This window comes from Streptomyces sp. NPDC057486 (assembly GCF_042802415.1).
Taxonomy (GTDB): Bacteria; Actinomycetota; Actinomycetes; order Streptomycetales; family Streptomycetaceae; genus Streptomyces; species Streptomyces yanii.
Genome location: NZ_JBHVEE010000002.1, coordinates 64490 through 82222 on the forward strand (window position 1 = coordinate 64490; position 17733 = coordinate 82222).

The 17733-nt window shown below is 69.2% G+C and carries 16 protein-coding genes and 1 tRNA gene; 8 read left to right on the forward strand and 9 right to left on the reverse strand.

Features of this window, described 5'->3' with window-relative positions; translation table 11 throughout:
* Positions 1-51: 51 nt before the first annotated feature.
* The gene (locus ACFU6I_RS01895) at positions 52-1191 is read left to right on the forward strand and encodes a DUF475 domain-containing protein (RefSeq protein ID WP_384360323.1); all 1140 of its coding nucleotides are present in this window, start codon (positions 52-54) and stop codon (positions 1189-1191) included.
* Between the two features lie 141 nt (positions 1192-1332).
* Complete coding sequence (locus tag ACFU6I_RS01900; RefSeq protein ID WP_384360325.1) at positions 1333-2067, forward strand: Tellurium resistance; 735 nt, start codon at positions 1333-1335, stop codon at positions 2065-2067.
* Positions 2068-2090: 23 nt separating this feature from the next.
* On the opposite strand, the gene ACFU6I_RS01905 is transcribed toward ACFU6I_RS01900, so the two are convergent.
* A complete protein-coding gene (locus ACFU6I_RS01905) occupies positions 2091-2963 on the reverse strand; it encodes a TerD family protein (protein WP_384360327.1) in 873 nt (290 codons plus the stop codon).
* 219 nt (positions 2964-3182) lie between these two features.
* Here ACFU6I_RS01905 and ACFU6I_RS01910 point away from each other — a divergent pair, with 219 nt between their 5' ends.
* The 4 genes from ACFU6I_RS01910 to ACFU6I_RS01925 all read left to right on the forward strand — a co-directional run bounded on the left by ACFU6I_RS01910 (position 3183) and on the right by ACFU6I_RS01925 (position 8546).
* Complete coding sequence (locus ACFU6I_RS01910; protein ID WP_384360329.1) at positions 3183-4346, forward strand: HpcH/HpaI aldolase/citrate lyase family protein; 1164 nt, start codon at positions 3183-3185, stop codon at positions 4344-4346.
* A gap of 47 nt (positions 4347-4393) precedes the next feature.
* Positions 4394-6853 (forward strand): phosphoribosyltransferase, encoded by a 2460-nt coding sequence (locus ACFU6I_RS01915; RefSeq protein ID WP_384360331.1) that lies wholly within the window; start codon positions 4394-4396, stop codon positions 6851-6853.
* Entirely contained in the window at positions 6850-7713 is an 864-nt protein-coding gene (locus ACFU6I_RS01920) for an HAD family hydrolase (protein ID WP_384360333.1), read from the forward strand. Before ACFU6I_RS01915 ends, ACFU6I_RS01920 begins: the two co-directional genes overlap by 4 nt.
* A 173-nt stretch (positions 7714-7886) precedes the next feature.
* Positions 7887-8546 carry an O-methyltransferase gene (locus tag ACFU6I_RS01925; protein ID WP_384360335.1) on the forward strand — a complete coding sequence of 220 codons (660 nt, stop codon included), beginning with the start codon at positions 7887-7889 and terminating at the stop codon, positions 8544-8546.
* Between the two features lie 44 nt (positions 8547-8590).
* Here ACFU6I_RS01925 and ACFU6I_RS01930 read toward each other — a convergent pair whose 3' ends face one another.
* The 4 genes from ACFU6I_RS01930 to ACFU6I_RS01945 form a co-directional block, all read right to left on the reverse strand.
* Positions 8591-8815, reverse strand: a complete 225-nt coding sequence (locus ACFU6I_RS01930; protein ID WP_384360337.1) for a zinc ribbon domain-containing protein — start codon at positions 8813-8815, stop codon at positions 8591-8593.
* A gap of 97 nt (positions 8816-8912) precedes the next feature.
* The gene (locus ACFU6I_RS01935; RefSeq protein ID WP_384360339.1) at positions 8913-9434 is read right to left on the reverse strand and encodes a DUF4383 domain-containing protein; all 522 of its coding nucleotides are present in this window, start codon (positions 9432-9434) and stop codon (positions 8913-8915) included.
* Between the two features lie 143 nt (positions 9435-9577).
* Positions 9578-10945, reverse strand: a complete 1368-nt coding sequence (locus tag ACFU6I_RS01940) for a hypothetical protein (RefSeq protein WP_384360341.1) — start codon at positions 10943-10945, stop codon at positions 9578-9580.
* A 70-nt stretch (positions 10946-11015) separates the two neighbouring features.
* Positions 11016-11804, reverse strand: a complete 789-nt coding sequence (locus tag ACFU6I_RS01945) for a DUF4097 family beta strand repeat-containing protein (protein ID WP_384360343.1) — start codon at positions 11802-11804, stop codon at positions 11016-11018.
* 190 nt (positions 11805-11994) lie between these two features.
* Here ACFU6I_RS01945 and ACFU6I_RS01950 point away from each other — a divergent pair.
* A tRNA-Val gene (locus ACFU6I_RS01950) sits at positions 11995-12069 on the forward strand.
* A 383-nt stretch (positions 12070-12452) separates the two neighbouring features.
* Here the strand turns inward: ACFU6I_RS01950 and ACFU6I_RS01955 are convergent.
* From ACFU6I_RS01955 to ACFU6I_RS01970, 4 genes are all read right to left on the reverse strand, one after another.
* On the reverse strand, positions 12453-12683 hold the full coding sequence (locus ACFU6I_RS01955) for a hypothetical protein (protein ID WP_384360345.1): 231 nt from the start codon (positions 12681-12683) through the stop codon (positions 12453-12455).
* A gap of 113 nt (positions 12684-12796) precedes the next feature.
* Positions 12797-13015 (reverse strand): hypothetical protein, encoded by a 219-nt coding sequence (locus tag ACFU6I_RS01960; RefSeq protein ID WP_384360347.1) that lies wholly within the window; start codon positions 13013-13015, stop codon positions 12797-12799.
* Between the two features lie 1235 nt (positions 13016-14250).
* Positions 14251-14571 carry a tyrosine-type recombinase/integrase gene (locus ACFU6I_RS01965; RefSeq protein WP_384360590.1) on the reverse strand — a complete coding sequence of 107 codons (321 nt, stop codon included), beginning with the start codon at positions 14569-14571 and terminating at the stop codon, positions 14251-14253.
* Positions 14572-14968: 397 nt separating this feature from the next.
* Entirely contained in the window at positions 14969-15178 is a 210-nt protein-coding gene (locus tag ACFU6I_RS01970) for a hypothetical protein (protein ID WP_384360349.1), read from the reverse strand.
* Positions 15179-16034: 856 nt separating this feature from the next.
* On the opposite strand from ACFU6I_RS01970, the gene ACFU6I_RS01975 reads away from it, so the two are divergent.
* Positions 16035-17687 (forward strand): hypothetical protein, encoded by a 1653-nt coding sequence (locus tag ACFU6I_RS01975; RefSeq protein WP_384360351.1) that lies wholly within the window; start codon positions 16035-16037, stop codon positions 17685-17687.
* Positions 17688-17733: the final 46 nt, after the last annotated feature.

The following is a 17733-nucleotide window of genomic DNA, read 5'->3' on the forward strand; positions in this document are numbered from 1 at the left end:
AGCCCCGTACACATCCGGGGGAGACCCGTTACATACACGATGGGGTAGCCAGTGCTTCTGAAAACCTTCGGCTGGTCGTTCGCGATTACCGCGCTCGGCCTGGTCGCAGCGGTGTTCTACGGGGGGTGGGAAGCATTCGGTGTGGTCGCGATTCTTTCCGTCCTCGAGATCTCGCTGTCCTTCGACAATGCGGTGGTCAACGCCGGGATCCTGAAGAAGATGAATGCCTTCTGGCAGAAGATCTTCCTCACGGTCGGTGTACTCATCGCGGTCTTCGGTATGCGGCTGGTCTTCCCCGTCGTGATCGTGGCCATCACTGCCAAGATCGGGCCCATAGAGGCGGTCGATCTCTCGTTCAACCAGCCCGAGCGCTATCAGGAACTGGTCACGGACGCCCACCCGGCGATCGCCGCCTTCGGTGGCATGTTCCTTCTGATGATCTTCCTCGACTTCATTTTCGAGGACCGTGACATCCAGTGGCTGCGCTGGATCGAGCGCCCGCTCGCCAAGCTCGGCAAGGTCGACATGTTGTCGGTCTGCATCGCGCTCATCGTGCTGCTGGTCGCTGCCATGACCTTCGCGACCCAGGCGCACCAGCACGGCGGCGGGCACGCGGACAAGGCGGAGACCGTCCTGCTCGCGGGTGTCGCGGGTCTGATCACGTACCTCATCGTCGGCGGCCTCTCCGGCTACTTCGAGAACAAGCTCGAGGAAGAGGAGGAGCGCGAGCACGAGGCCGAGGAAGAGGCCAGGAAGACCGGCAAGAAGCTGTCCGCAGTGGCGCTCTCCGGCAAGGCCGCGTTCTTCATGTTCCTCTACCTCGAAGTCCTCGACGCGTCCTTCTCGTTCGACGGTGTCATCGGAGCCTTCGCCATCACCAACGAGATCGTGCTGATGGCCCTCGGCCTCGGCATCGGCGCCATGTACGTCCGGTCGCTCACGGTCTACCTGGTCCGCCAGGGCACCCTGGACGACTATGTCTACCTGGAGCACGGCGCGCACTACGCGATCGGCGCGCTCGCCGTGATCCTTCTCGTCACCATCCAGTACCAGATCAACGAGATCATCACCGGTCTTGTCGGCGTCGTCCTGATCGGCTGGTCCTTCTGGTCCTCCGTCCGGCGCAACAAGGCCCTGGAGGCCGGGGGCGACGGCTCGGATTCCAGGGCGGAAGTCCCGTCCGGGGTGTGACCCGGTAGGGATTGAGGAACGCTCTCAGCGGGGCGGTCCGTACGGCGACGGTTCTCCGGGAACACCCGGACCCGGCCCGGGGGCCGCCCCGCAGTGATGCGTGCGGGGCCTGGGCACTACCGAGACGTGTGGGGGTTGGGGATGGCGTTCTGGGACAGCCTGTGGCCGGGGCGGGAAGCACAGTTCGAGTCGGGCAACGCGGCGACCAACTCCATCGTGCTGTCCAAGCGGCACGCCACGGTCTCCCTCACCAAACAGGGCGCGCTGACCGGCAACCTGCGGGTCAACCTCTCCTGGCGGATGCGTACGTCCGACATCGAGGGCAGGTCACGGCAGAGCGGGCGGCTGCTGCGGCCCTTCAAACTCTTCCAGCCCGATGTGGTCCAGGCGCACACCCAGGGTGTCGTCAACGTCGACCTGGACCTGGGCTGCATGTACGAGCTGAAGGACGGCACCAAGGGCGTGGTGCAGCCGCTCGGCAACCTGATCGGCGACCTGAACGCGCCGCCGTACATCAGGCTCAGCGGGGACGACCGCTTCGGGGCGCCGTCGGGGGAGACCGTGTACGTCAACCTCGACCAGCGGGACCAGATCAAGCGGCTGCTGTTCTTCGTCTACATCTACGACCAGACGCCGGCCTTCGACCGTACGCACGCCAAGGTGACGCTCTACCCGGGCAACGGCCCGCGGATCGAGATCGAGCTCGACGAGCGGGCCCCACAAGCACGCTCGTGTGCCGTGTTCACCGTGGAGAACGTCAAGGGCGAGCTGATCGTGCGGCGCGAGGTGAAGTTCGTCTACGGCTTCCAGTCGGAGCTGGACCGGCTGTACGGCTGGGGAATGCAGTGGGGGCGCGGCTACAAGTCCCGGGCCTGAGCGGCAGTCTCCCGCCGCGGCGGTCAGGAGCGGACGAACTGGGGGCCCTGCGGCGGCAGCACGAAATTCGGGTCCGGGGCGGGCGCGGCGGCCGCCGCGGGCTGCGGATAGCCGTATGCAGGCTGCGGCGCGGCCGGCTGAGGGTAGCCGTAGGCGGGCTGAGGCGCGGGGGCGGCCGCCGCGGGCTGCGGGTAGCCGTAGGCCGCCGGGGCCGCCGCGGGCTGCGGGTAGCCGTACGCGGGCTGCTGGTGCTGGATCGTGGCCTGCAGGTCGGGGCCGGGCGCCGGTGCCGGGGCGGACAGGGGGGCGACCGTCGGCACGGCCGGGGCCGGATCGGGCTCGGCCGCGGCCTCCGCCTCGTCGACCGAGATACCGAATGCGGTCGCGAGTCCGACCAGCCCGGTCGGGTAGCCCTGACCGACCGCCCGGAATTTCCAGCCATCGCCGCGCCGGTAGAGCTCACCGCAGATGATCGCGGTCTCCTCACCGGTCTCCGGCCGTACATCGAACACGGCGAGCGGGTCGCCGCCCGCCGACGCCGCGTCGTAGAGAAGTATGCGGAGATCGCGGACCTGCTGGAAGGCGGCCCCGTCGGAGGAAGCCGCGATGACCACCTGTTCGACCGACGGGTCGAGCGCGCCCAGGTCGGCCTCGATGGTGTCGGTGAGTCCCTCGGCGACACTGCGCTTCGGTAGCCGTCGTACCAGGCCGGAGGGGTGCCGGGGCTGGTTGTAGAACACGAAGTCCTCGTCCGAGCGCACACGGCCACCGGCGCCGAGAAGCAGGGCCGAGGCGTCCACATCGGGCACCCCGACGCCCGGAGTCCAGCGCAGCACGGCTCGTACGGCCATGGCATCGAGGGGGACGTTCGAGCCCTTCAGCATCGCGTGCGTCATGGCGGTCATCCTGCCTGCTGGCAGCCTGCGCAGACAACGTGGGGGCCCGTCCCATGTCCCGGCAGCGCGTCGGAACCACGTCCTCCGGGCCTTGCGGAACCGTCGGGAAATGGACGAGTTACCCGAAATTCATGCACGTGGGGAACTGTCGACACCCGTCCATACGTACTATTACCGGCCACACGTTGTCGGGCCGGTCCAGCAGTACGGGGGAATCACATGCGTCATTTCGGGCACATCTCGCCCGCGGTGCGGGAAGGCCTGTTCTTTCGGCAGCCGTGCGAATTCGGGGCGGACTCCCCCGCCCGGATACTTTCGGCCGCCCTCGGCGCCACTCTGTACTCCCCGGCCACCCGGCCGCGGCTCGCCGATGACATCCTCAAGCAGGCCGGGCGCGGTGTCGTCTCGATGGTGCTGTGCCTGGAGGACTCCATCGACGACTCCGAGGTGTCGGACGCCGAGGAGAACCTGGTCAGGCAGTTCGCCGACCTCGCTGCGCGCGGCGCCGAGGTGCCGCTGCTCTTCATCCGGGTCCGCGAACCGGAGCAGATGACGGACCTGGTGCAGCGGCTCGGAAGCTCCGTCCGACTGTTGTCCGGTTTTGTACTTCCGAAGTTCACGGAAGAGCGTGGTCTTCCTTTCATGGAGGCGCTCACCAAGGCCGAGACGGCCGGGGGACAGCGCCTGTTCGCGATGCCCGTCCTCGAATCGCCCGAGCTGCTGCACCTGGAGACCCGCGCGGCGACGCTCCAGGGAATCGTCCGCACCGTCAGCATGTACCGGGACCGGGTGCTGGCCCTGCGGCTCGGGGTCACCGACTTCTGCTCGGCGTACGGACTGCGCAGGGCGCCCGACATGACGGCGTACGACGTCCAGCTCGTCGCCGCGGTCATAGCCGATGTGGTCAATGTGCTGGGCCGGGCGGACGGGACGGGCTTCACGATCACCGGACCGGTGTGGGAGTACTTCCGGCTCCAGGAGCGCATGTTCAAGCCGCAGCTGCGCCGCAGCCCCTTCCTTGAGGGTCGGGCCGACGGGCTGCGTACGACACTGATCGAGCACGACCTCGACGGGCTGCTGCGGGAGATCGAGCTCGACCGGGCCAACGGGCTGCTCGGCAAGACCTGTATCCACCCGTCGCACGTAGCGCCGGTGCACGCACTGTCCGTGGTCAGCCATGAGGAGTTCAGCGACGCACGGGACATCCTGCGGCCGGAGCGCGTCGGTGGCGGAGTGATGCGCTCCGCGTACACGAACAAAATGAATGAAGTGAAGCCGCACCGCGCCTGGGCCGAGCGCACCCTGCAACGGGCCGAGGTCTTCGGCGTGGCGAGGGAAGACGTCGGCTTCGTGGATCTGCTGGCCGCGGGGCTCGCGGAATGAGCGCGTCTCGATGAGCGAGCGCGCAGCAAGGAAAGAGGACGGCGAACGTGGTGTGGTCGGGTAGCTGGGTGGCGGAGCGACTGGGCGTCGAGCTCGTCGGCAACGGGAAGCCCGAAGGCGACGGCGAGCTCCGGGAGCTGCTGGGCCTCGCCCTGCGCCGCAACCCCAAGCGGGCCCATCTGCTCGTCTCCAATGTGCTGGGCAAGCATGTGCCGCAGCGACCCTCCGTGGTGTACGGCGCGGGGGTCGAGCTCGGCCTGCGCGTGCGCGCGCTCCTCGGGGAGGCGGAGGCCCGCCGGGCGGTGGTGCTCGGGTACGCGGAGACGGCCACCGGCCTCGGCCACGCGGTCGCCGACGGGCTGGGCGTGGCCCCGTACCTCCACTCGACGCGGCGTCCGGTCGAGGGCGTGGCCCGGGCCGGCGGCTTCGAGGAGTCGCACTCGCACGCGACGTCGCATCTGCTGCTGCCGGAGGACCCCGCCCTGCTGGCGCGCGGGAGCGGGGCGCCGCTCGTGCTGGTGGACGACGAGTTCTCCACGGGCAACACCGTGCTCAACACGATCCGCGCGCTGCACGAGCTGTACCCGCGCGACCGCTACGTCATCGTGGCTCTGGTGGACATGCGGTCCGCGGCCGACCGCGAACGGCTGACCGGGTTCGCCGCCGAGATCGGCGCCCGCGTCGACCTGGTGGCCAGGGGTACGGGCACGGTGCGCCTCCCGGACGGTGTTCTGGAGAAGGGCCAGGCCCTGGTCGCCGCCCACGAGCCGGAGCGGGAACCCGCCCGGGCCGGTGCGGCAGGACCCGTCACCCCCCGCACGCGGGTGGAGCTGGAGTGGCCCGCCGGTGTGCCCGACGGCGGACGCCACGGCTTCACCCCGGCCCACCGGGAGACGCTCGAATCGGCCCTTCCCGCCATGGCTGCGCGCATCGCCGGCGCCCTGGGCGGTGAAGCCCGCCGCATACTCGTCCTCGGCTTCGAGGAGCTGATGTACGCACCGCTCCGGCTGGGCACCGCCCTGGAGGAGCACACCGACGCCGAGGTCAGCTACTCGACCACCACACGGTCCCCCGTCCTCGCCGTGAACGACCCCGGCTATGCGATACGCAGCCGGCTGGTCTTCCCGGCCCACGACAATCCGGCCGACGGCCCCGGAGTCCGCTACGCGTACAACGTCGCGGATGCCGGTTTCGACGCCGTGGTGGCCGTCGTCGACTCCGCCGCCGACACCCCGGAACTGCACGCCCCGGACGGCCTGCTGGCGGAACTCGCCGCACACACCTCCCACGTCCTGCTGGCCGTCGTCCCCTCGTACGTCCCGTCGCCCGCCCCCTCCACCGCCCCCGAACGGCAGGAACCCCCCATGCTGTCCGAGCCCCTCCGCGGCCCAGCCTTCTCCTCCTACGCGCCGGAAGAAGTCGGCTGGTTGCTCCAGGACCTCTCGGACACCGAGCTGGAGGCGCCCACCGAGGAGCGCGAGGAGGCGATACAGAGCGGGGGCGCGCACTACGCCGAGTCGCTGCCCGTCGAGTACCAGCCGTCCGCCGAGTACCAGGACCTGTTCAAGGCGGCCCTGGACCTGTCGGCGGCCCGCATCGCACGGGCCGTCGGAACCGTCACCGAGACGGTCCTCGCCGAGCGCACCCCCCGCCCCGTGCTGGTCTCCCTCGCGCGGGCCGGCACCCCGGTCGGCGTGCTGATGCGCCGCTGGGCCCAGCACCGTCACGGGCTCGATCTGCCGCACTACGCCGTCTCCATCGTGCGCGGCCGGGGCATCGACGCGAACGCCCTGCGCTGGCTGGCCGCCCATCACGACCCCGCCGACGTCGTCTTCGTCGACGGCTGGACCGGCAAGGGCGCCATCACCCGCGAACTGGCCGCCGCACTCGGCGAGTTCGACGGCTTCGATCCCGAGATCGCAGTCCTCGCCGACCCGGGCGGCTGCGTCCGCACCTACGGCACCCGCGAGGACTTCCTCATCCCGTCCGCCTGCCTCAACTCCACTGTCTCCGGGCTGATTTCCCGTACCGTCCTCCGCTCGGACCTGGTCGGCCCCCATGACTTCCACGGCGCGAAGTTCTACCGCGGGCTCGCGGATGCCGATGTGTCCGGTCACTTCCTCGACACCGTCGCGGCCCACTTCGACGAGGTCGTCGACGCCGTGGACGCCGAGGTCAAGGAGCTGCTCACGGCCGACCGCGTTCCCACCTGGGAGGGCTGGGCGGCCGTCGAGCGCATCAGCGAGGAGTACGGCATCCACGATGTGAACCTGGTCAAGCCGGGTGTCGGCGAGACCACCCGCGTACTGCTGCGACGCGTCCCCTGGAAGATCCTCGCCAAGCGCGGAGCCGGTGCCGACCTCGAACACATCCGGCTGCTGGCCGAGCAGCGCGGCGTGCCGGTCGAGGAGGTCGACGGTCTCCCGTACACCTGCGTCGGACTGATCCACCCGAAGTACACCCGCGGAGCGACGGGCGCGGACGGCAAGGCGGTGGCGTCACAGTGACCCACCCGGCCACTACGACCACCCCCACCACCCCGACCACCCCTGTGACGCTGGTCGCCAGCGACCTCGACCGCACCCTCATCTATTCGACGGCGGCACTCCAGCTCGCCATGCCGGACGCGGACGCCCCCCGGCTGCTCTGCGTCGAGGTGTACGAGAACAAGCCGCTCTCCTACATGACGGAGACGGCCGCCGCACTCGTCGACGAACTGGCCCGCACCACGGTCTTCGTACCCACGACCACCCGTACCCGCGAGCAGTACCACCGCATCCAGTTCCCCGGCCCCGCACCGAAGTTCGCCATCTGCGCCAACGGGGGACACCTCCTGGTCGACGGCGTCTCCGATCCCGACTGGCAGGACCGGGTGGCCCGCCGGCTCGCCGACGAGTGCGCCTCGCTCGCCGAGGTCCGCGCCCACCTCGTGGCCGCCGCCGACCCCGCCTGGCTGCTGAAGGAACGAGTCGCCGAGGACCTCTTCGCCTATCTCGTCGTCGAACGCTCGCTGCTGCCCACGGACTGGGTGGAGGAGCTGGCCGAATGGGCGGGGCCCCGTGGCTGGACCGTGTCCCTCCAGGGCCGCAAGATCTACGCCGTGCCCAAGCCGCTCACCAAGAGCGCCGCGATGAACGAGGTCGCCCACCGCGCCGGCGCCACCCTCACCCTCGCCGCCGGCGACTCGCTCCTCGACGCCGATCTGCTCCTCGCCGCCGACCTCGCCTGGCGTCCGGGCCACGGCGAACTGGCCGACACCGACTGGAGCGCCCCGCACGTCGACGTCCTGAGAGAACGCGGTGTGGCGGCGGGCGAGGAAATCCTCCGCCGGTTCATTCGGGCCTCCGTCGCCCGGCGCGGCCTCTGACTCCTGCGCGGCCCTCGCCGAACGGCTGGACCCTGCGCGGCGAAACACGTCGACGCGATCTTCGACAAGCTCGGACCGACAGGGAACAGTGGCTGACAGCCGACGCGTTCCCCCCGTACTCCGGTACGGGAGGAACTGACCAGCCTGCCCGGCACGCACAGAGAGAGTCTGCGATGTCCAAGGGAAACGAAACCAAGATCACGGACGAGTTGTACGCGTACATGCTGGCGCACAATCCGCCGCTCGACGCGGTGCAGCGGGAGCTCGTCGAGACCACATACGCGCGCCTTCCCGATCAGGCCGGCATGCAGTCCGCCGAGGAGCAGGGGCCACTGCTCGCCTTCCTCGTACGGCTGACCGGGGCCCGGCACATCGTCGAGGTCGGGACATTCACCGGGTTCTCCGCTCTGGCCATGGCGCAGGCGCTGCCCGCCGACGGGCGGCTGATCGCCTGCGACATCTCGGAGGAGTGGACCGCCTACGGCAGGGAGGCGTGGGAGAGGGCAGGCGTCGCCGACCGGATCGAGCTGCGCATCGCCCCCGCGCTCGACACGCTGAGGGCGATGCCGTCCGAACCGCACATCGATCTCGCCTATCTGGACGCGGACAAGGGCAACTACATCCCGTACTGGGAGGAGCTGGTGCCCCGCATGCGGCAAGGCGGTCTCGTCGTCACCGACAACGTGCTGTTCCACGGCGGCGTGACCGACCCGCAGGCGACCGGCGGGGCGGCGGCGATCAAGGAGTTCAACGAGCATGTGGCCGCCGACCCGCGGATGGACAGCGTGATGCTCACCGTGGCGGACGGGCTGACACTCTCCCGCAGGAGGTAGCGCCGCCCGCCGGCCGGGTCGAGCCGTTCGACGCCGCGGCCGGGTCAGCCGCAGCAACCACCACCGCAGCAACCCCCGCCGCCACCGCCACCCGACGGGGCGGCGGGCGCGGACTTCGTCGAACCCCCGCCCACGGCCACGGTGGAGAGGAGCTTCACGGTGTCCTCGTGCCCGGCGGGGCAGGAGGCAGGGGCCGAGGACTCGGCCATCGGACGGCTGAGTTCGAACGTGTCTCCGCAGGAGCGGCATCGGTACTCGTAACGAGGCATGACCCCAGGCTAACCGGCGGCCCTCCTCGGCAGCAGTATCCGGCGACAGGACCCGGGGACGGTACGGGGAGGGCGCACCGCCGCGGCGGCACCGCTCCTACGACCGGGCAATCGGCATGGACTGCCGTCGGCTGTGGCGCAGTTCCTGGGCTGCCTGCTCGGGATGGCGGGCCTGCCAGTACGGGTTGTCGTGCGGGAGCCCGCCACTGACCCTCCCGTACATCCCGAACATCATCAGCATCAGTCCGACGACAAAGCTGAACAGCACGTTCTGCAGGTGGAAGGCCAGGAAGTTGTAGGCCGTGTCGAGCAGCGCGAGATTGATGAAGCCGCTGAGGATGAACGCGACACCGAGGACCATGTTGAGCATCGAGGCGAAGTTGCCGCCGATCACCATTCCGATGAACAGGAGCAGGCCGACGCAGATGGACAGGATGCTGAGCGTGCCGTTGGTGTTCAGGCCCGCGACGGTGGCACCACCCGTGTCGAAGAAGCCGATCTTGTTGATGAGCCCCAGGATGCCGAAGGCGAGCAGCACCAGTCCCATCAGCCCTGCCCCGACACGGTAGACGCTGCTCAGCCGGTGATCGACCGGGAGGTGTTCGTCGAGCCGCGCCATTCTGCCGGGTCTTGCCGGCCCTCGCGCCGCTTGCTGCGGGTGATGAGGGAGGTGCGGGAGACGCGGAGCATGAGTGTGGGCCATGGCGGCCTCCTTCGGACAATCACCATGATCCGCCCCGCCCCGGGCCCCGACAACTGGGCTCAGCCCCCGGCGCCACGCTCCTCCCGGATCTCGGCGACCACCCTCGCAGCCGTCTGCCGCACCGCTTCCGTCTCGGTCAGAAAGTGCCAGTAGTCGGGGTGGCGGCCCTCCAGTCCGGCGACGGCCCGCTCCAGCCGGGCCACTGCGTCGTCCAGCGGCCGGGCATGGCGCGGGTCGGGCGTGTTGCGGCCCGCCATGGCAAGACGCTGCGCGTCCCGGATCGCGAACCGGGTCCGCTGGATCTCCTGCTGCGGATCCTTGGCCACGGCGTCGAGCCGCTGCAGCCGGTCACCGGCCGCGGACACCGCCTCGTCCGTCGCGTTCAGCAGGGCCCGCACGGTGGAGAGCCGCGAGGTCGCATCCGCCCAGCGCTGCTCGTCCCGCGCCTTGGCCGCCTCCTTGAGCTTCTCCTCGGCCTGCCGCACATTGACCGCCGCCTGCTCCGGAACCGGCTGAAGGTCCTGCCAGCACGCTGCCGAGAAACGCCGCCTCAGCTCACTCAGCACCGGCTCCACCGAGCCCGCGCGGGTGGTCAGCGCCTGGGCACGGGTACGCAGCGAGACCAGGCGGCGGTCGATCTCGGCGGCACGCTCGGGAAGCTGCTCCGCCTCCGCCCGTATGGCCTCCGCACCGCGCAGCACCTGATCGGCGCGGAGCAGCGTCTCCGGCACGCCGTGCCGGCCGGCGCCCTGGTTGAGCTTGGTCAGTTCGGGGGCGAGGGCCGCCAGGCGCGCGGCGAGATCGTCCGCCCGCAGCCCGGACGCGCGCACCGCGTCGAGAGCATTGCTCGCACCGAGCAGCGCCTGCCGGGCGCGCTCCACGGCGGGCGCGAGCCGGGCCAGCTGTGTCTCCGCGTTTCCCAGGAGCGGACCGAGTCCCCGGGCGAACCGGTCGAGCTCGCCCTTGACCCGTACGAGCTCGTCCTTGGCGCCCGTCAGCTCCGTCCTGGCACGCGCCGCGATCGCCGGTTCGAGATCGTCCCGGTCCAGGTCGTGCGCGTCCACCGCCGTGATGTACGCATGGCTCGCCTCGTCGATCCGCCGCCCCAGAGCGGCGAAATCGTCCACCACCTTGCGCGCGGCGGGCGAACTGTCCACCGCCGTGATCGTCTCGATCGAGATCTGCAGATCGCGCTGAGCGGTGTCCAGCTCGTAGAACGCCTCCGCGGCCGCATCCTTCGCCGCCTGCGCCTCGACACGCTGGCTCGCCCCACGACCGCCGAACCAGCGCCGTGTACCTCCACCGGTGAAAGCGGCCGGCATCGCGGCGGCGAGCAACGGCACCGGAAGCAGCATCAATACGAGGACGTCCCTGACGACGGAAATGCCACCCGCTTCTGCCCGCGGCCGCGCGTGTGTCGCCGTCACATCCCTCTCCCGTGCCGTTTCGCCCTGCCCGGTTCATTCTCCCACCAGTAAGGACGAACACACGGGCCGGTTAGTTCGCCGTTCGCACCGTGATCTGACCGTTGTCGCTGTGCGCCTTCACCACATGAGGACTGCCGTCGCTGCGCGGCACCTTCACCGAGGTGCGCCCGTTCCTCGCGGTGGCAGTCACCGCGTACGCCTCCGAACCGCTCGGCAGATCGATGGTCACCCGGCCGTTGTCGCTGACGGCGTCCACCAGATCCGGCACAGCGCTGAACCCGAGCCGGATCCCCCCGTTGTCCGAGCGCGCGGAGACGGACCTGCTGGAGATCCGCTCCGTGTCGAGGCCCCCGTTGTCGCTCTCCAGCTTCAGCGGACCGCTGGAGTCACGGACGGTCACCCGTCCGTTGTCGGAGTGGAGTGTGAGCGGAGTGTCGAACCCGGACGCGACGACCCGTCCGTTGTCCCCGTTCACCGTCACCGCGACGCCACGCGGCACCCTCACCTGATGGCGCGAACCGCAGTTACTGATCAACGCGTCGCACTTCACCCGCAGCGTGAGCGTGTCGTCCCGCATGGACCACCGGGCATCGGGCCCGTTCCCGAGCACCACCCACCCGTCGACGCGCCGGGTCACCTCGACCTTGCGCACATCGGCCGGCACGAGCTCCACGGTCGTACCGCCGGACTCGATGGTCAGCGTCTTCCCGCTCAGCGCGAACGACCGGTGCTCGGCCGGCGCGTCGTCCACGTCCGCGCTGCCGCAACCGGTGAGGGCCAGAGAGACGAGGACAGCCCCGCCGGACGCGACGAGCGCGCGGGGCCGGGTAAGGGTGTGGGTGCGGGTGCGGAGTGCCACGGTGATCGATCCCCCATCCGGTCCGGCGGGCTGTCCCGCCGGTGTGGTTCCACCGTAGGGAGCACGCCTGCCCGGGGAGAATCCGGGCGGCTACCGTAAGCGGGGTGGGGATATCCCCCGTCTCCCCGTCGGCCCGGACAACCGTTTGTGAGCATGAGCCGTGTGCCATGTAGGCTGTTCCTTCATCCACGGGTGCGTAGCTCAGGGGTAGAGCGCTGCTCTTACAAAGCAGATGTCGGCGGTTCGAAACCGTCCGCGCCCACCAGCCAGAACGCCCCCGCAGCCGTCTGCTGCGGGGCGTTGACGGTAGTAGTTGACGGCAGTCCCTCAGGCGCATCGCGTAGTTGTGGGCTGCGTGAGTAGAAACCTTCTCTACGGGTTCGAGCAGCGCGAGCGCCTGTCGGGGGTCAGGCACCGTCGCGGGGTCCAGCTCCTCTTCCACCTGCTCAGGTGCCTTCCACTAGACCTGAGGGGGGAGGGTTCTGGGGCAGAAGCCCGGCGTCGACCGCGTAGCCGAGCGCGTTGTGGAAGATTGCTTGCTTCCTGCGAATGGTCGAAGCGGATGCCGTGGCGCGCCGCGACCACAGCCACGGCGGCCATGAGTCCGGCCAGCGGCAGGAACGCTGTGAACCGGTGGGGGATCAGGACTTAGTCGACCGGGTTCTTGAAGAGCCACACCGAAGCGACTTCACCCGCGGACCCCGCGATGAGGAGGACGACACTCGCGGCGAGCCGGTACCGGTCGGGGCGTGCCCACGGCCAGAAGCGGCGGAACGCGTCGGCCGAAGACACGGCCGCCGCAAGGGGCACTGGACTGTCCTCGGCTGCCGGGGCCACGGGCTTGATGTGAGCCGAGTCGGCGGGTGTCGCGTCCACCAAGCGGGGTCACCTTCTCGGGAAGGGAGCCGGGTGGGGGCATGCGGCGGAAGGGGGGCGACGGACGGGATCCGCCGTCGCCCCCCGATGACGATCCTCGGGCGAGGCGGCGATGCTTAGTAGCCGCCGCCGAAGCCGCCGCCGTAGCCGCCGCCGAAGCCGCCGCCGTAGCCGCCGCCGAAGCCGCCGCCGTAGCGGCCACGGCCGCCACGGCGGCCACGTCCGCCGTAGCCGCCACGTCCGCCGTAGCCGCCGTAGCCGCCGTAGCCGCCACGGCCACCACCGCGGCCACCACCTCGGCCACCGCGGCCGCTGAAGATCGAGAAAGCGCTCATGACGTACCTCCTGTGTGACTGGATGTGCCGGAAGGACTTCGCAGCCCATTGGTTGCCTGAGATCGGCCCCAACGGCACCGAAGACATTCATGCAGCTGGGGTGGGACCCCTTGGGCAATCCGGCGTGGACTGGGGTGATCGATCAGAACCCTCTATGAACGTACCTAGATCAGCCTAAGAGTGCTCGTTCATGCACAGACAGTGACAGCCCTCGTGTGGGTGCGTGACACCTCGGCGGATGTCTCCCGAGGGCGGTAGAGAAGCGACCCAGTTCGCGGCGCCGCCACACGGCTGCCGAACCTGCCTTTGAGGCTGTGAGATCAATGCCTGACGTGAACTCAGTAGCCCTTCGCCAAATACATACTGACGCCACATCATGTGTCGTCGGACGGGATGTGCCGTTGACCGCCGCCCGCTATGGGACCGCGCTCGGGCAGCATCGGAGCAGGGTGCCACGACCCTTGGGCAGCGTCGGAGCGGGGGCCACGACCCTCGGGCACGTGATCGGAATGGTCGGGAATCGCGGCAGCCATTCAGGTGACGTGACCACCTGAAGAACTCTGTCGCCGGAGGACATCGAGACCGCTGGTCTGACTGCAGTCTTTGACGGCAACACCGGTGCACCCTGCCGTACCAGGAAAGTCGATGCCGGACGCTGCGCAGGACGCTAGCGAGTCGCATACCCGGCCCTTGGGCCGCCGGAAGGAACTCCCCGTTCACCTCCGACGCGGAGGACGACACCGCCAAACTGTTCCTATGGATGCTGGTGGTGTGGCGCTCGTAGGCGTCTGTGCGGGAGTAATAGGAGCGGCAGTGGGTGCCGCCGGTGCAATCGCCTCAGCATGGATTACGGGGCGTAGCCAGGGCCGCGTTCAGCACAGTCATTGGCGTCGACAGGTGCGACGGGACGCCTGCAGCAGCCTGCTAACGGTGGCCAATGGCGTGTACGCCAGTCACGGCCCGGCGGCGCGCGCGATGAAAGCGGGTCGCAGGTTCCCAACCGGAGAGCTCCCCGATCAACTGACATCAACGACGCTGAACGAAGGCGGACTGCAGCAACGCAAGCCGGAATGGCAGGCAGCCACGTGGGCGCGTTCTGGGAGGCCAAGCTGCAGAGCGATCGAACTTACAAGGCAGATGTCGGCGGTTCGAAACCGTCCGCGCCCACCACAAGGAAGCACGACGAAGGCCCAGGTCACCGGTACCGAACCGAGGGCCTGGGCCTTGTTCGTTCCTCAGCCGCGGAAGCGGGGGAGAGGCATCGTGCCGGATGCGTCGCCGGGCTCTGCCGGCCGGACCTTTTTGATCTGCTCGTCGACGTGAGCGGCGATCGTGTGGTCACGGCCGTTCACCAGGTGCTGGTAGATCAGCGCGGCACGCACTGACGAGTGGCCCATCCGTTGCATCAGCTCGCGCGTGGTCGCACCGCCGGTCGCGGCGAGGGTGTTCCCGGTGTGGCGCAGATCGTGGAAGTGGACGTCTCCCAGGCCGGTCGTCTCCAGGGCCCGCAGCCACAGGCGGCGGGATGTTGTTCCGGCGGCGCAGCTCCGCAGCACCCCACGCAAGTCGCATCACCCCATGGGACATGGAGCAGGCGTGGGCGACGAGGACCAGCCCCGCGTTCGGCGGAAGTTGGCCGAGGTCTCGATGAGCCTCTTGCTCCTCTAGTTCTTCAAGTCCCAGGTCTAGTTCGCCCTGCATGGGTTCAGGTCCGTGACGTCGGATGAGGTCAGCGCGTAGGCCCGTAGCTCGCCGGAGTCGTGCTGCGGTGACAGGTAGATCTGTTTTGGCGCAGCGGATCGGGTAGATCACGTTGTCGCCGACGATCATGACGGTTCGAAACCTTTCCGGTCGCAGCACTAGCGTGCCCGACGGGTCGGCACAGTCCCTGCGACTCTCCCGGCTACGCGCGAGCGCCCCGCGGCGCGTGGCTGCGGGGCGCCTTGTGGGGTTTTAGTCGATCTGCTCCCCGTTGTGCGTACCGCCCTTGCAGAGGTTGTCCGCCAGATCGGGCATTCCGCCGCCCTGCCTGCACTCAGAAGGGGTGACGTAGGTTGGGGCACCCTGTGCGGTGGCGGCGGTGGCGGTGGCGACGCCTGTGAGGCCGAGTCCGGCTAGGGCTGCCGTGGCGATGACGGCGGCGAGGATTCGTTCAATGCGCATTTGGTTCCCCTTTCACGCATTGCCTCGGTTGGGGCACTAGTCAGCTTGATCTTCACCAATGGGGGTGGCACGTCGTGTTGCGCCATTCGGGTGACGGTGTTGTCGGGTGCGCGGTTGGTGACGCGACCCGTCGGACAGGCCCTGGAACGAAGAGACCACCCCAGCTGGATGGGTGGTCTCTTCGTTGTTCCGGAGGGGGCAGCGTCCGTAACCGGCCCAATGCAAGAGCCGTGTTGACCTGCGGAAACGCGCCCTTGGTAGCGGAGGGTGGCCGGACGCTGCACATTCTGTTCAGCGGCGGCAGGAAAAGTGTAGGTCAGAGGGGGCGAGCGATCCCCGGCGGACGCTATTTTCCCTTAACTCTCAAGTTTTGCTGGGGATGGCTTTTCAGGCGGGGCGGGATCGCGGGCCCGGATGCCCGCCCGCCCCCCTGAAAGCCGTGGTGAACCACAGAGAGCGGGGGAGGCCCGGCGGCACCTGCCCACGTAAATCTGCCGGCTCAGCGGATCGGCGTCGTGCATGCGGTGCGCGTGCACGACGTCCCGCTCAGTCCGCAAAGGCAAAAGCAAGGCCAACGACCATGAGCCCGCCCGGAGCGACCACACCTCCGCCCGCGGGAATCTTCCACGCGCGCCGGCGGGCACGGCTGCCACCCTGGCGAACTGGGGCAACCCGAGTTCCTTCCAGCGGTGGCCGACGGCACCCTCCCGTACGGCACGCCCGGCACCCGTTCACGTATCTCGGCAAACACCCGGCAAACGCCCGTCCAACACTCGCTTTGGTTGTCCCTGCAACCTTCCAGCCCTTCCAGAGGTCTGGAAGGGCTGATTAGATCTTGATTCCCTGGGGGGAACACATGAGAAGACGCACTCTCTCGGCGCTGTGCACACTTGGCGCGCTCGGTGGCGTGCTCGCGGTTCCGACGGCGGCACAGGCGGCCGACCCGCACCCGTCGGGCCCCTCGGTCCGGGCCGACGAGACCCGGATCTACGTGGACTTCGGTACGCGTACGCTGCCGAAGGACCTGAAGGTGCTCCTGCGCAAGACGGGCACCGACACCCCGGTGGCGACCATCACCGAGTTCGGTTTCCTGGAGGACACGGACCCCTGCAACCCGTCCTGCCAGGACGACCCCGGTGAGACCGCCGTCGAGACCTCCCCGCTGCGCCTGGCGGACCTGGGCCGGTACGCGGTGGACGTCGAGTACGACGGCACCGAGGGGGAAACGATTCTCCACAAGGACGAGGCGGTATTCGACTATCACCTGATCCCGCAGGTCAAGACGTTCGAGGTGAGCGGGAAGCCGGACCTGGAGCACAGGACGGTGACCGTCAAGGCGGACGCGACGCTGCGCGACCCGCGCGACGGCTCCGAGACGCCGATGGCGAACGGCCGGCTGGTGCTGGAGACGACCGCGGCGAGGACGGGACTGACCACCGATGCCGCAGGTCATGTCGAGACGCCCTTCACCTTCACGGGCACGGAGAAGCACGACACGACGACGTGGCAGAACGACGTCAGGATGGCCCTCCGGCCAGCCGGCGCGGACGCCGCGCACGGTCTGACCCGCCAGGTCGAGGTCGGCTACGCCGCGACCGACATCACGCTGGACTCGCCCACGGTGAGGGGCGCGGACGGGACGGACGCCCCGCTGACCGGCCGGGCCACCTACCGTGACAGCAGCGGCGTCTCCAAGCCGGTCCCCGTCGGCACGCCCATGTCGGTGTACACCGTACGGACCTTCAAGACCGGGGAGGACGGGCGCTTCACCACCCAGGTCCCCGTCGACGGTACCCGACGGCAGACGATCGCCCTCCTGGGTACGCCATGGCTGTCGACCAGGTACGCGTACGTCACCCCGGACCCGACGACGAGCGCGGGCTTCCACAGGCTCCCCACGGTCACCGTCAGCCGGTACAAGAAGGTCACAGTGTCGGGCATCTTCGACCGCTACGACCTCCCGGCCGCGACGACCCTGAAGGTGAACCTCCAGTTCAAGGCGAAGGGCACCACGACCTGGGTCACCAAGAAGACCATCGACAGCCCCGCCATCGCGGGCGACAGCTCCCGCACGGTCACGGCCGCGGACCTGCCCTACCAGGGCGTGGGCGTCTGGCGGTTCCAGTTCCCCGGCACCAAGCAGATCCCGGCCGGCCCCGCCCCGGAGTCGTACTCGGTGTACCGCCAGATGACCGCCTTCCCGGAGTTCAACGCGAGCCCCGAGCCGGTCAAGGCGGGCGCCCCCCTCGTGATCACCGGCAAGCTCAACACGAAGAACGAGGACAACGGGCAGTGGTCCGCGTTCGCCGGCGCGCGGATCGACATCTACTTCCGCGCGAAGGGCACGACCACCTGGCGCGGGGCCGGCGTCGCCGTGACGGGCAAGGACGGCAGGTTCACGAAGACGTTCACGGCGGCCAAGGACGGCGACTGGCAGGCCAAGTACGACGGCGACGAATGGAGTCACTTCTACAGCTACAGCCGCCTGGACTTCGTGGACGTCCAGTGATTACGGCCCGCGTGAGGTGACCGTACCCGCCCGCTCGCGTCCCGGG

What these genes read in the sequence shown, in the direction of transcription:
- ACFU6I_RS01975 (WP_384360351.1), top strand. Translation starts at nt 16,035, where the DNA reads ATGAGAAGACGCACTCTCTCGGCGCTGTGCACACTTGGCGCGCTCGGT.
- ACFU6I_RS01900 (WP_384360325.1), top strand. Translation starts at nt 1,333, where the DNA reads ATGGCGTTCTGGGACAGCCTGTGGCCGGGGCGGGAAGCACAGTTCGAG.
- ACFU6I_RS01960 (WP_384360347.1), bottom strand. Translation starts at nt 13,015, where the DNA reads ATGAGCGCTTTCTCGATCTTCAGCGGCCGCGGTGGCCGAGGTGGTGGC.
- ACFU6I_RS01930 (WP_384360337.1), bottom strand. Translation starts at nt 8,815, where the DNA reads ATGCCTCGTTACGAGTACCGATGCCGCTCCTGCGGAGACACGTTCGAA.
- ACFU6I_RS01925 (WP_384360335.1), top strand. Translation starts at nt 7,887, where the DNA reads ATGTCCAAGGGAAACGAAACCAAGATCACGGACGAGTTGTACGCGTAC.
- ACFU6I_RS01905 (WP_384360327.1), bottom strand. Translation starts at nt 2,963, where the DNA reads ATGACGCACGCGATGCTGAAGGGCTCGAACGTCCCCCTCGATGCCATG.
- ACFU6I_RS01970 (WP_384360349.1), bottom strand. Translation starts at nt 15,178, where the DNA reads ATGCGCATTGAACGAATCCTCGCCGCCGTCATCGCCACGGCAGCCCTA.
- ACFU6I_RS01910 (WP_384360329.1), top strand. Translation starts at nt 3,183, where the DNA reads ATGCGTCATTTCGGGCACATCTCGCCCGCGGTGCGGGAAGGCCTGTTC.
- ACFU6I_RS01935 (WP_384360339.1), bottom strand. Translation starts at nt 9,434, where the DNA reads ATGGCGCGGCTCGACGAACACCTCCCGGTCGATCACCGGCTGAGCAGC.